Genomic DNA, 12,405 nt, shown 5'->3' on the forward strand with positions numbered 1-12,405 from the left:
GGGCAAGGGGGGCGGTGCTGGGTGGGGATCGTGGGTGGAGGCCGCCATCGCCACCCTGCTCGACAGCAGCCACAGAAGCGCGCCAGGAGGAGGCCACCCGCGCAGCGTATCGGCTGATACTGGAGTTTGAGGCCCTACGCGCGGCGGGCGTCACAACCCGCCATGCCGTTGCTCAGGCTTTGACCGAGAAAGGCGTGCCGACGCCTCGAGGAGGGCACAGCTGGACGCATACGACGGTGACGCGAGTTCTGCAGCGGGTTGTCACCTAGGCGGGCGAGGCCTCCCCCTGCATAATCACGGGGAGGCCCGGCATCGCCAAAGATCGGGCCGGTAAGGGGTTGGAAGCAAGCCTTGAAGTTACCATTGTGGGGTAGCGCCTTGGTCGCGACCTCGATCGTCCAGACGGTCAGTTCCTTTTCCTCCCTTGCTGTTCCCCTGTTAGGCCCGCCGCTGATGGCTCGTGCTGGGCTTGCACCCGAAAACATTGGCCTCGTCTCGGCGATGACCTCTGCCGGCATCTGCTGGTGTCTGGCTTGCGGCGGGCCAATGCTGAGCCACCACGGGCCGGTCCGCACCCTTCAGATCGGCTTGGCCTGCATGGCTCTGGGTCTCTTCATCCTCTCACAGCCACTCGGCCTGATCGGTCTGCTTGGCGCGCTGGCCATCGGCTTCGGGACGGGACACAATACGCCTGCGGGGAGCCAGATCCTGGTTCGCACAGCTCCTCCCAGGCACCGCGCCCTGATTTTCTCGGTCAAGCAGGCAGGGGTGCCTCTCGGCGGCGCACTGGCGGGGCTCCTACTGGCACCGCTGGTGCTGGCGCTGGGATTATCAGGCGCGCTCTGGGTTGTCATCGGCATTGCGCTGCTGACGATGTTCTCAGTGCAGCCGTTCCGGCGTCGACTGGACGAAGATAGGGCCGCTGGGCGGCAGAACTGGGGGCGAGCATTACTCTCCCTCGCCGCACTGGCGCGCTCTGTCGCCGTTCTTCGGGCACATCCGTCCTTGCCCCTTCTAACTGCGTTCGGCGCTTCCTTCTCAATTCTGCAGTCCTGTCTCACAGCGTTCACTGCCACCTACGTCATCACTCGCTACGGTGCCTCGCTGGCCGAGGCTGGGCGGGTGGTTGCAGTGATGCAGGTTGCCAGCATGGTGGGACGCATCGCCCTGGGTTGGTTAGCGGACCAGGTAGGCCACGCTCTCCGACACCTTGCCTTGCAGGCCGTTGCCTCCACTGCGGCGGTTGGGCTGCTGATCTTGGTTGGTGGCCATGGATCCTGGACTCTCTACGGGTGCGCGGCGCTGGTGGGGGTCACGGCGATTGGCTGGAATGGCGTGCACATGGCGGAGCTAGCCCGGGTGGCACCTCTGCCTCTGGTGAGCGACGTGACATCCGCGGCCGGCCTTTTCGGGTTCATCGGTTCGATCTGCGGGCCGCTTGTATTCACGATGCTTGTGAGTTCGACGGGCAACTATGATCTTGCTTTCATTGTCATGGCCGTGCAGCTCGCGACCTTTGCTCTGGCTAGCGTGATTGTCTTGAGGCGTGGCAACGCCCGGGGCGGATGACCTGATAATGCGGGTCTATGCGGCCATGGCACAGAAGGAGCGGGAACTGATTTCCGCGCGTACGCGAGCGGTGCTGGCGGCGGCACGGGATCGGGAGACGGTGCTAGGCGGAGATAGGGGATGGCTGCAACCGTCGCCCCCCTGCGCCGCAGCTGCGGCCCACGTGCGCCAGGAGGAGGCTAACCGCACCGCACACCGTCTCACCTTGGAATTAGAGGCGCTCCGGGAAAAGGGATCACGACCAACGCCAAAATAGCGCGGGCCCTGATGCAAAGGAGGGTGCCAGCGCCGCGAGGAGGGGCTGTGTGGACCCATACGACGGTTGCTGGAATTATGGAGAGCTTCCGTGTGACCGACGTGCCCTATTTAGCGGCGTAGGCCTCTTCAGATACGGTGCACAGCCACTCCATGCCGATACGATCCCAGTGCAGGCTCCTGCTCCCAATTCCCTCAAGTTCAGACTTGACGTGCGCTGCGGCCGTTACATCAGATTTGGCGCCGCACGCTCATTAGGCGCCTATGCACCATCCGCTTCATGGGAAACACTCTCTTGAGCAGCTAGGATGTGGACGGCATGGGCGACACCGATCTCGACAGCACCGCTTGGCGCGTGACGCCAGGTGCGTACCTCGCCGGCCGGTCTGCCGACCAGTCCATGCCGGACCGCCCGCTGTCTCGCTATCTGACAATGCCCGACGGCTGCCGGATCGCAGTGGACGCTTGGCTGCCTGAGGGCTCGACAGGGCCGGTACCGGCCATTCTCATCCTCACACCTTATTATCGGCGGTTCGCGGTCGCGGATAGCAGCCAAGCGGACGCGATCCCAAATGCCGGCAAGTTTGTCCGCTTCCTGGTTCCACGCGGCTATGCCGTGGTGGTCGTTGACGTGCGTGGCACTGGTGCGAGCTTCGGCACACGCGACAGCTTCCGCTCGCCTCGGGAGCGGGACGACAGCCGTGAGATCGCGAACTGGGTTGTGGCGCAGCCCTGGTGCAACGGACAGATCGGTGCGACTGGGATCTCCTATCCAGGTGCGGCTTCAGATTTCCTAGCCAGCACTGGGCACCCGGCCGTGAAGGCGATCGCGCCGCTCTTCGCGATGTGGGACACTTGGCAGGACCACTATTATCCTGGTGGCGTGTTCCTGAACCGCCTGTCCCGGTCCTATGACGATCTCATGATCGCTATGGATCATGACAGGCGCGATCTGCTGAAGAACATCGCGTACTACGCTAATCCGGATCTTCAAGGGCCCGCCCCAGTAGACGAGGACCAGGGCGGCGTGCTGCTGGCTCAAGCCATTCAGGAGCACCTCGGCAGCTTCCACATGCCCGACTTCATTACTGAATTCCGCTTTCGTGAGGAGCCGTTGCCCTACGACGCTAACTTCAGCTCGGCCTCGTTCAGTCCCTATGCCTATCGCGACCACATCCGAGAGGATGTCGCGGTGCTTGCCACGTCTGGCTGGATGGACGGTGTAGGCTTCAGCAATGCGGCAATCACGCGTTACCTGACACTTTCAGAAAACCCAGTTCATCTCCTGCTCGGCCCCTGGGATCATGGGGCACGCAGCAACGTCTCCCCCTGGCGGGACCAGCCGGGATCCCAGTTTCCGCTGCTGGGCGAGTTGCTGCGCTTTTTCGACCACTACCTCATGCGCCGTCCGACAGGGTACGAGAAGGAAGCCAGGGTCCATTATTTTTCCATTCATGCCGAGTGTTGGCAGGAAGCTGGAACTTGGCCGCCCGTCGATCGGATCCGGCGACTGCACCTTGCCCCAGCCGCTCTGGAAGCCGAGAGCGGCGCCACGGGCCGCGACACGTTCCAAGTGGACTTCACCTTTGGCAGCGGTGACCACACGCGCTACGAGAGGCTGGCTGCCGTCGACACCACCACTTACTACGCTGACTGGGGTGGGCGGGCGACGCAGCTGCCATCATGGACCTCTGCGCCGATGGAAGCCGACACGGAGTTGACCGGCCACGGTGTCGCCGATCTCTGGATCCAGTGCAGCGAGCCCGACACATCAATCTTTGCCTACCTCTCCGAGGTCGAGGCCGACGGAACCGTGCGATACGTCACCGAGGGATTGCTTCGTGCTCTGCACCGCAAGGAGAGTCCCGCGCCGGAACGTTATCGAACGACTTGGCCCTCCCGGAGCTTCGCGCGCGCCGATGCCTCCCCGCTGGTACCCGGTCACGCCGAGCGCCTCCGCATCGCGCTGCTGCCGACTTCTTGGGTGTTCAGAGCGGGTAGTCGCATCCGTTTCTCGATCGCGGGAGCCGATGCCGACCACTGCGTCCAGGTGCCTCACGGGCGTCCGCCGATCCTTACCGTCCTGTATGGAGGTGATCACGCCTCGGCGCTCGATCTGCCAATGTGCGCCTTTCCCCGATCCACCCTTGAAGGAGCAACTTCATGACGATGAGCTCAATCGGGCGCCGCACCCTGACTGCTGCTGTCTTAACCTCAGGCACAGCGCTCTCCGCACGCCGGGCGCGGGCGCAAGGCATGTTCCCTACACAGCCTATCCGCCTCATCGTCTCTCAGGCTGCCGGCTCCAACACCGATGTCGTGGCGCGGCTTATGGCAGAGCCGATGGCCCGCAAACTCGGCCAGCCCGTAGTGGTGGAAAACCGGGCGGGCGCCAACGGCGTAATCGCGACGACTTACATCAAGCAGCAGCGGCCGGATGGACATACCATCGCGCTGGTTGGGGTCTCCCTGCTCACGTTCAATCCGTATCTCTACAGTAACCTGCCTTACGACCCGGCGCGAGATTTCACCTACATTGCGCCCGTCTCGGACACTCCTTTCGTCCTGGTCGTCAGCCCGAAAAGCGGTATCACCTCGCTCGCTGATTTTGTGACGCGCGCCAAGACGCAGTCAGGAAGGCTCACCTTCTCCAGCGCCGGGATCGGTAACTCTACCCATCTCGCGACTGAAATGCTCGCCGATCGCACGGGCATTCAACTTACTCATGTTCCTTATGCCGGCACTACTCAGGCACTGACGGCCGTTATGACCGGCGAAGTAGACGCGATGATCAGTGTGCTCGGTAACGCCCTGCCGCAGATTCGTGACCGATCGCTTGTTCCACTCGCCGCGGTCGCTGCGGCCCGCTCACCTGATTTGCCGGACCTGCCCACGCTGACCGAAGCGGGGGTAAACGCCCCGGTTATGCCAGGCTGGCTTGCGCTGGTCGGCCCGGCTGGCATGGCGGAGCCGGTCGTAATGTTGCTCAATTCAGCCGTGCGCGAGGCTTTGGCAGACCCGGCGGTCACTCGGAACATGGTCGCTTCCAACATCGTCCCGATCCCGGGCTCGGCGGAGGACATCCGCGGCCGTGTGGCACGGGATGGGGACGTCTGGGGTGGCTTCATCCGCACCAAGAACTTACGAGTGGAGTGAGGAAATAGCCTAGCAGCCTGCTTGTCGAGCCGTTGCAGCGGCGCTGCGGTCGGGCATCGGATGCCACATTAGGCATCCGAGCCATACTGGAATCAGCTCGGTGGACCGGGCCTTGGCTGCCCCGGCATCTGGCTGGTCCGGCTGAAAAATCCCTTTGACCGCCGTAATTCGACTGCGCTGATAGCAGGAGTTGTGGCAGCCATTCGAGCAGGCTCGCGTCGGTGGCGCGGGTTGCTTTTCGCGCCATGCAGCCTAGCCAGCACGCATGTCCATGGCTCTCACGATGGGGACCCAGCGCTCGTTCTCCTCGCTGAAGAACCGGGCCACTTGGTCCGGCGATCCTGACATAGGCGTCAGGTCGATGGCCGCGAAGCGCGCACGGACCTCTGGCCGTGCCGTGACGTCGTTCACGGCGGCGTTCAGCCGGGCCACTACCTCGGTCGGTGTGCCGCGCGGCGCGACGATCGCCTGCCATGGTTCGAGGTTGTTCACGCTGGCGAAGCCCGCCTCCTTCATCGTGGGCACCTCGGGTAGGGTGGGGATCCGCGCGTCGGACATGACGGCCAGACCGCTGATCGCGCCGGAACGGATGTGCTCGCCGATGACCGAGGGCGTGTCGACGAGGAAGGCAATCCGGCCGGCGAGAAGGTCCGCCAGTCCCGCTGCGCTACCGCGATAGGGAACATGCGTCACCTCGAGGCCGGTGACGTTGGCGAAGTGCTGGGCGGCGATGTGGCCGGAGGTGCCGGTGCCGGCCGAGCTGAAGTCGTAGGTGCCGGGCTTCGCCTTCACCGCTTGTACCAGCTCGGCGACGCTGCGGACGTTCATATTCTTCGCCGCGACCAGGATCAGCGGCACCTTGGCCACCAGAGCGACGGGGACGAAATCGCTCATGGGATCGAAGGGCAGGCTGGCATTGGCCCCCTGCACCAGGATCTGCGCCGTTAGTCCACCGAGCAGCAGGGTGTAACCATCGGCCGGGGCGCGAGCGACGGAGGCGGCACCCACGACACCGCCCGCGCCGGGGCGGTTGTCGACCACAACGGGCTGGCCAAGCAGGGGAGCCGCGCCTTCGGCCAACAGACGTCCCGTCGTGTCGTAGCTGCCGCCAGGGGCGAAGGGCACGACAATGCGAATGGGTCGGTCCGGGAAGGCGGCCCAGGCCGGGCTCGTGCCCGCGACGGTGCCAAGGGCAAGCGATCCGAGTAGAGTCTGACGGCGGCTCAGGAGCATAAGGGCAAGGTCCTTCGGTGCGGCGGTCACCAAACCGGGCCGCTGGGCAGATTGAGGGCGACCCGGATCTCGGCGCAGACGGCCTGGAATTCCGTCTCGGCCACTGCGCTGAAGCGGCGCATGCGGACATAGCCGTGGATCAGCCCCGGCCCGACGCGGGTGACAGTGGGAACGCCCGCCCTCTCTAGGCGCGCTGCATAGCGAAGCCCGTCATCGCGAAGGGGATCAAGCGCCGCGATGCTGAGGTAGGCGGGCGGCAACCCGGCGAGACTCGGTGCGCGCATGGGCAGGGCATAGCCGTCCTGCGGCCCCGCGCCCTCCGGCAGGAAGGCCTCCAATGCCTCCCTCATCGCCGCGCGGGTGAGAATGGGGTCCGTGCTCGCACGGTAGCTCTCGGTCTCCAGGTCGTCATCCAGCGTGGGGTAGAGGAGGGTCTGGTGCCGAATGGCCGGGCCGCCCCTGTCCCGCGCCATCAGGGCGCAGGCCGCAGCGAGGTTGCCCCCTGCGCTGTCGCCCGCGATGGCGATCCGATCCGGGTCAATCCCGAGTGCTTCGGCCCTCTCCGCCGCCCAGCAGAGCGCGGCGTAGGCGTCCTCGGTCGCGGCCGGGTAGGGGTTCTCCGGCGCGCGGCGGTAGTGGACGCTGAGGACGACGGCGCCCGTGTTGGCCGCAAGGCTCGCTGTGATGAAGTCGTGGGATTCCGGGCTGCCGGCGATCCAGCTTCCGCCGTGCAGGTAGAGGATGGCGGGGCGTGGCCCATCCCCCGCGGGGACGTAGACGCGGACGGGGATCTCGCGTCCGGGGAGGGTGACGTAGGTGGTGTGGGTGGAGAGCCAATCCGGGTGGCGCTCGGCCGTGACGCGGGCGAGGATCTCCGCGCGCAGGCGCCTCTGGTCGGGCGAGAGGTCCACGATCCCTGCCATCCGGCCGGCATCCCGACGCGCCTTCTCAACATAGGCCACCACGCCGGGGTCGATGGAGGGGTGCAGGTCGCTCACGTGGCGCCCGGACGGGAAAGGGCTGTTCTCATCTCGGCAAGACTAGGCGCCATGTTCACAGAGGTGCAAGTCTGTTTCACGCTGATGAAAACTCTGGAGGCTGCTTGGCCCGTCATCCTGTCCGTTCCACAGAGCCGCGCCACGCCGATACCATCGACGGCACTATCGGGCGCCGGCTGAGGCTGCTGCGCGAGGCACGACGCATGCCGCTGACCGAGGTAGCGCTGAGCCTCGGCAAGTCGGTCGGGTATCTCAGCCAAGTGGAGCGCGGCCTCTCGTCGTTGCCAGTCCGGGATCTCGTGCGCATCGCGGAGTTACTGGGCGTGGACTTCCTCTCGCTCGTTAGCCCTGTTGAGGCGGGCGAGGGGGCGTCACCCATCCGCCGTGCGGCCGATACTGCGTCGGTCACCTTCCACCCAAGCGGCATCACCAAACGGCCGCTCGCCCCAGCTGCACCAGGGGAACTTCAGCTTTTCCTCATGACGCTCGAACCCGGATCCAGCACGGGCAAGGACCTCTACAGCCATGAGGGAGAGGAGGCGGGACTGGTGTTGGAGGGCAGCATTCGGCTGACCATCGCGACAGAGACCCACAGCTTAGCCCAAGGCGACGCCTTCCGCTTCGCCAGCAGCACGCCGCACGGCTTTGCTAACACGGCGGAGCTGCGCTCAGTGGTGCTCTGGGTTAACTCGCGTAGATGAGGGAAGCGCCAGCGCCGTTAGGCAAGACTGTTCGAGAACAGCATGGAGGTCCAGGACCGAGGTGACTGTGCTGATCACCGGCAGCGTGTCTCGGGCGGGAGGAGGTGTTCACCACCCATCAACGGTCGTTGGTCGGTGTTGAACACGAGTGATCTGGCAGTCCGTCTGCGCTTGCCCTCCAGTGGAGCAGGCCGCCCGGACAGTCGCCGCAATCCTGCAGCATGCCGCAGGGCCTGGTCATAGCTCCAGAACGTCACGCGACACTTCGGGTCCTTACGGTGAGTGCGGAATGACCGGGCCGAAGGTCGTGATTTCCGGTCCCCGGCGCCCCGCATCGGTTGTCGGTAACTTGTCAGATGCCCAGATTGAGCTGGCGAGAGGCAATGGAGGCGGGGAAACCTCCTCGGGGTCAGGGTTTGCGCCGCAATGAAGCCGCTGACAGACAAGCACCTATCTGTACTGCGTCGGCACATGGTCGAGCTGATCTCGGTCCACGCCAACGTTCTCGAGGACGAGATCGGCAAGCCGTCGCTTGATGAGAGGGTCTTGGCTGCGATGCAGCGGGTACCCAGGCACTTGTTTGTGCCTCAGCCGCTCGCAACGCTCGCCTACCAGGACAGCCCCTTACCAATCGGCTTTGACAAGACAATTTCACAGCCGTTCATTTGTGCCCTGATGACTGACCTCCTCGGTCCCGGCCACACGGACATCGTGCTCGAGATCGGCACTGGGCTCGGGTACCAGACGGCGATTTTGGCGGAGCTCGCAAGCAAGGTCTGGACGGTCGAGATCGTAGAGGAGTTTTCGAGCCAAGCCGAGGAACTCCTTGGCAAGCTCGGCTACAGCAATGTCGGCTTCCGCGTGGGAGATGGCTCGCGTGGGTGGATCGAGCACGGGCCCTACGACAGGATCATGCTGACGGCTGCGCCAGAGCGGGTGCCTCCGGCCCTATTGGACCAGCTCAAGCCAGGAGGCAGGATGGTTCTGCCCGTCGGCCCTGTGAACGGTCAGTGGCTCACGGTTGTCGACAAGGATGCACATGGGGAGACACACGCCCGCGGGGTTATCCCTCTTAGCTTCAGCAGCCTTGAGGCGGTCATTTGAAAGAAGCTATCCGGGCACGAAGGTCGCTGTTGGGTCGTGGCTGGCTTTTGGCCGTCAGACCGTCTTCCAGGACGTGGCGCCCTCGTCGTCATCGTTAGCGAAGAGCTTGGCGTAGCGGTCCTCCTGCGCATCCAGCTTGAGCTTCGGCGCGCTGCCCTTGATCATCCTGTCCAGCAGCTGCCCCACAAGGCCGAGCGCGTCCACTTGGTCGTCGTGCCGGCCCGCCGGGAACGTCAGCAGCTCCGCCTCGAAGGTCTGGCGCCAGGGTGCCGCCCGCGGCAGGTGCAGCCCGTCCAGCGCCATGCGGCCGCGGATGGACTGCGCCCGGACGGCCTTGTCGCCACGGGTGGGGAAGGCGTGCCGGGCCACATAGGCCTGCCGCTCTCGCATGCGGCGCTCGAGGAAGGGACCCACACCCGCCCTGATCTGCCCTGTCTCCTCCGCCCAGCCGATCGGCCGCCAGCGCCGCACGAGGTCACAGAAGGCCTCGATCCAGGCGTCTGAGGCTGACTGACCGCGCCAGAGGTCCAGCAGCCAGAGCCGCCCCTGTGGGTCCATGCCAACCACCACGTGCACGGTCCAGTCACCCCCGCCCGAGGTGACCGCATAGTCCGAGCCGCCATAGACCCGCAGCGTTGCCCGTTCAGGCAAGCTGTCGGCCGGGTGCAGCCACTCGGCGAGGAAGTAGTCGCCCGTATCCGGCACCGGACGCTGCTGGTACAGCGCGCTCCAGCTGCGGGTGCTCGCCTCCGCCTTCACCCGGGTCAGCGAGGCGGCATAGCCGTAGGCGTCATCAGCCCACAGCATCTCGCCGGGAGAACGGCCCAGCGGGTCGTCCGCCTCGGCTTCCGCCGCCAGGGATACGACGCGCCACCTGTCCCGCTGCGTCTCCAGCAGCCGGCCGGAGAGGTCGTCCTCGTTCCACCGGGTCTGGACCACCACGATGGCAGCGCCGGGCCTGAGGCGGGTGCGGAGGTCGTCCTGATACCACTCCCACACCCGGTTGCGCCGCGCCTCACTGTCGGCCTCCTCCCTGGACTTCACGGGGTCATCGATCAGGGCGAGGTCGGCGCGGAGGCCGGTGATCACGCCCCCGATGCCGGCCGCCCGGTACTCACCGCCATTCGTGGTGGTCCAGAGATCCTCGGCCTCGCGGTCCAGCCCGTAGCCGAGCGTCAGGCCATGGGCGCGGATCCTGCCTCGCACCCTGCGGGAGAAGGCACCCGCCAAGTCGGCCGTGTTGGAGGTGGCGATCACACGGCGGTCGCGGCCCTGCGCCAGGAACCAGGCCGGGAACAGGTCGGAGGCGTAGGTGGACTTGGCCGAGCCCGGGGGCATGAACACCATGAGCCGGTCGTGCACGCCGTCGGCCACGGCCTGCAGCTCGCGGATCAACAGACGGTGGTGGGCAGCTGGCGCGAAGCCTTGGGGAGCGAGGGCGTGCTCGCACCAGAGACCGAAGTCACGGCGAATGGCGCGGCGCTGGCCCAGCTCCCAAGCCGGGTCACTTTCCATCGCCTGAGCCCTCGCCCCTCGGCGCCTCCCGGTCGAGCACGAGGCGGGCGGCACGGGCGCGGGCGATCTCCTCCTCGAGCTCGGCGTCACTCATCTCGCCCGCCGGCTTGGCCGACAGCACCACCTCGTGCTTCTCGCGCCAGCCAGCTCTGGCCTTCATCCAGAAGATCGAGGCGGCGGTGTTCTGACCCGAGGTCGCCATCTGGTAGAGGGTCTGCGCGACCTTCACCGTCGCCTCGACAGAGCCGCGGTCGAGCTCCCGGCGGAAGTGCACGCGCAAGGTCTTGGGATCGATCTCCAGCAGGGTGGCGATGTCGGGCTGGGGGATGCCGAAGCCGGCCATCACCCGCACCGTCCGGCGCTGCTCCTCGGTGGGGACGTAGGGGGCGCCTTGGGGCATATCAGGCACCCTCCGGCGCGGTGGCGCTGCGCTGCGTCCTGACCTCAGCAAAGGTCGCCCCGCTGCCCTCCAGGCTTGCCTTTTGGCCGGTGAAGGCCTGCCAACGGAGTACGGCCACATCGACGTAGGCGGGTGAGAGCTCGACCGCGTGGCAGGCGCGCCCGCTCATCTCGGCCGCAATCAGGGTCGTGCCGGAGCCGGAGAAGGGCTCGTAGACCGCCTGCCCAAGGGAGGAGTTGTTTTCGATCGGACGCCGCATGCACTCGACCGGCTTCTGGGTGCCGTGGACGGTGTCGGCGTCCTGGTCCCGCGAGGGGATGGACCAGAGGGTCGTCTGCTTCCGGTCTCCCGACCAATGACCCTTCGCGCCGTTGCGAACCGCGTACCAGCAGGGCTCGTGCTGCCAGTGGTAGTGGCCTCGCCCCAGAACCAGGCGCTCCTTGGCCCAGATCACCTGAGCGCGGATGTCGAACCCGCACTCGATCAGGCTCTCGGCGACGGTGCCGGCGTGCAGGGCGCCGTGCCAGACATAGGCCACGTCGCCCATGAAGAGCGCCCAGGCCTGGGTCCAGTCCGCCCGGTCGTCGTTGAGTACCTTGCCCGTGCGCGCGGTCTTGCTGCCCTCCAGAGCCTCGTTGCGCCAGGAGGGGTCGTAGGCCACGCCGTAGGGCGGATCGGTGACCATCAGGTGCGGGCGCACGCCGGCGAGGACGGCCTCCACGGCAGCAGGGTCGGTGCAGTCGCCGCAGACCAGGCGGTGGCGGCCCAGCAGCCAGACGTCACCCAGGCGCGACACTGGCACCTCGGGCGGGGAGGGAATGGCGTCGGGGTGGGTCAGTCCCGAGGTGGGCTCGGCGAGGAACGACGCGATCTCCAGCTCGTCAAAGCCGGTGAGCGCCAGGTCGAACCCCTCGGCACCCAACTCTGCCAGCTCCACCCGCAGAAGGTCCTCGTCCCACCCGGCCGAGAGCGCCAGGCGGTTGTCGGCGAGCACGTAGGCGCGGCGTTGGGCAGGGGTGAGGTGCGCCAGTTCCAGTGTGGGCACCTCAGTCATGCCGAGCTGGCGCGCTGCCAAGAGCCTGCCGTGGCCGGCGATCACGCCGCGCTCGCCGTCAACCAGGATCGGGTTCGTCCAGCCATACTCGCGGATGGACGCGGCGATCTGCGCCACCTGCGCGGGCGAGTGGGTGCGCGCGTTGCGAGCGTAGGGGATCAGCTCGGAGACGCGAGCGCGATTGTAGGATGGGAAAGTCGGGCGGGGGAGTTCCGTCATGGCGCCTCTGCCGAGCACGCAGCAGATTACGCGATGAGGTACGGCCAAAGCGATACGACAGGATTGCGCTACGCTTCCTTTGTTTGCGTCTTATGCGGAGTTCGAACTGAGCCGAGCATTCCGTGCTTTAGCAGGCCAGGTTCTGACCATGGATGGGAGGGTGGGGGTCGTGGGTTTGGTGGGACTGTTGCAGCGAGCAGC

General features: G+C 66.0%; 11 protein-coding genes. 6 read left to right on the forward strand and 5 right to left on the reverse strand.

Going from position 1 to position 12,405, the window contains the following annotated elements; all coding sequences use genetic code 11:
• The first annotated feature begins 14 nt into the window (after nucleotides 1-14).
• The 4 genes from D9599_RS32430 (at nucleotide 15) to D9599_RS08870 (ending at nucleotide 4,980) form a co-directional block, all read left to right on the forward strand.
• Entirely contained in the window at nucleotides 15-269 is a 255-nt protein-coding gene (locus D9599_RS32430; RefSeq protein ID WP_375373044.1) for a recombinase family protein, read from the forward strand.
• Between the two features lie 109 nt (nucleotides 270-378).
• Complete coding sequence (locus tag D9599_RS08855; RefSeq protein WP_198380874.1) at nucleotides 379-1,569, forward strand: MFS transporter; 1,191 nt, start codon at nucleotides 379-381, stop codon at nucleotides 1,567-1,569.
• Nucleotides 1,570-2,143: 574 nt separating this feature from the next.
• Complete coding sequence (locus D9599_RS08865) at nucleotides 2,144-3,991, forward strand: CocE/NonD family hydrolase (RefSeq protein WP_198380876.1); 1,848 nt, start codon at nucleotides 2,144-2,146, stop codon at nucleotides 3,989-3,991.
• Nucleotides 3,988-4,980 carry a tripartite tricarboxylate transporter substrate binding protein gene (locus D9599_RS08870; protein ID WP_198380877.1) on the forward strand — a complete coding sequence of 331 codons (993 nt, stop codon included), beginning with the start codon at nucleotides 3,988-3,990 and terminating at the stop codon, nucleotides 4,978-4,980. Before D9599_RS08865 ends, D9599_RS08870 begins: the two co-directional genes overlap by 4 nt.
• Before the next feature lie 252 nt (nucleotides 4,981-5,232).
• On the opposite strand, the gene D9599_RS08875 is transcribed toward D9599_RS08870, so the two are convergent.
• Both D9599_RS08875 and D9599_RS08880 read right to left on the reverse strand, forming a co-directional pair.
• Nucleotides 5,233-6,213: a tripartite tricarboxylate transporter substrate binding protein gene (locus D9599_RS08875; RefSeq protein ID WP_198380878.1), complete on the reverse strand. Its 981-nt coding sequence runs from the start codon at nucleotides 6,211-6,213 to the stop codon at nucleotides 5,233-5,235.
• A 26-nt stretch (nucleotides 6,214-6,239) separates the two neighbouring features.
• Nucleotides 6,240-7,211: an alpha/beta hydrolase gene (locus D9599_RS08880; protein WP_198380879.1), complete on the reverse strand. Its 972-nt coding sequence runs from the start codon at nucleotides 7,209-7,211 to the stop codon at nucleotides 6,240-6,242.
• Between the two features lie 104 nt (nucleotides 7,212-7,315).
• Here D9599_RS08880 and D9599_RS08885 point away from each other — a divergent pair, with 104 nt between their 5' ends.
• Together D9599_RS08885 and D9599_RS08890 are read left to right on the forward strand one after the other, a co-directional pair.
• Nucleotides 7,316-7,912, forward strand: a complete 597-nt coding sequence (locus tag D9599_RS08885) for a helix-turn-helix domain-containing protein (protein ID WP_198380880.1) — start codon at nucleotides 7,316-7,318, stop codon at nucleotides 7,910-7,912.
• Between the two features lie 471 nt (nucleotides 7,913-8,383).
• Nucleotides 8,384-9,016, forward strand: a complete 633-nt coding sequence (locus D9599_RS08890) for a protein-L-isoaspartate(D-aspartate) O-methyltransferase (RefSeq protein ID WP_198380881.1) — start codon at nucleotides 8,384-8,386, stop codon at nucleotides 9,014-9,016.
• Nucleotides 9,017-9,070: 54 nt separating this feature from the next.
• On the opposite strand, the gene terL is transcribed toward D9599_RS08890, so the two are convergent.
• Genes terL through D9599_RS08905 form a run of 3 tightly spaced genes read right to left on the reverse strand, consistent with a single transcriptional unit; the run spans nucleotide 9,071 to nucleotide 12,204 of the window.
• A complete protein-coding gene (gene terL / locus D9599_RS08895) occupies nucleotides 9,071-10,531 on the reverse strand; it encodes a phage terminase large subunit (RefSeq protein ID WP_198380882.1) in 1,461 nt (486 codons plus the stop codon).
• Nucleotides 10,521-10,931 carry a hypothetical protein gene (locus tag D9599_RS08900; RefSeq protein WP_198380883.1) on the reverse strand — a complete coding sequence of 137 codons (411 nt, stop codon included), beginning with the start codon at nucleotides 10,929-10,931 and terminating at the stop codon, nucleotides 10,521-10,523. The genes terL and D9599_RS08900 overlap by 11 nt, the downstream gene beginning before the upstream one ends.
• A 1-nt stretch (nucleotide 10,932) precedes the next feature.
• Complete coding sequence (locus D9599_RS08905) at nucleotides 10,933-12,204, reverse strand: site-specific DNA-methyltransferase (RefSeq protein ID WP_198380884.1); 1,272 nt, start codon at nucleotides 12,202-12,204, stop codon at nucleotides 10,933-10,935.
• Nucleotides 12,205-12,405: the final 201 nt, after the last annotated feature.

This window comes from Roseomonas sp. KE2513 (assembly GCF_016107305.1).
Taxonomy (GTDB): domain Bacteria; phylum Pseudomonadota; class Alphaproteobacteria; order Acetobacterales; family Acetobacteraceae; genus Roseomonas.

Excerpts from the sequence above, each read along its gene's own strand:
- D9599_RS08865 (WP_198380876.1), top strand. The coding sequence starts at position 2,144 with ATGGGCGACACCGATCTCGACAGCACCGCTTGGCGCGTGACGCCAGGT.
- D9599_RS08905 (WP_198380884.1), bottom strand. The coding sequence starts at position 12,204 with ATGACGGAACTCCCCCGCCCGACTTTCCCATCCTACAATCGCGCTCGC.
- D9599_RS08900 (WP_198380883.1), bottom strand. The coding sequence starts at position 10,931 with ATGCCCCAAGGCGCCCCCTACGTCCCCACCGAGGAGCAGCGCCGGACG.
- D9599_RS08890 (WP_198380881.1), top strand. The coding sequence starts at position 8,384 with ATGGTCGAGCTGATCTCGGTCCACGCCAACGTTCTCGAGGACGAGATC.
- terL (WP_198380882.1), bottom strand. The coding sequence starts at position 10,531 with ATGGAAAGTGACCCGGCTTGGGAGCTGGGCCAGCGCCGCGCCATTCGC.
- D9599_RS08870 (WP_198380877.1), top strand. The coding sequence starts at position 3,988 with ATGACGATGAGCTCAATCGGGCGCCGCACCCTGACTGCTGCTGTCTTA.
- D9599_RS08875 (WP_198380878.1), bottom strand. The coding sequence starts at position 6,213 with ATGCTCCTGAGCCGCCGTCAGACTCTACTCGGATCGCTTGCCCTTGGC.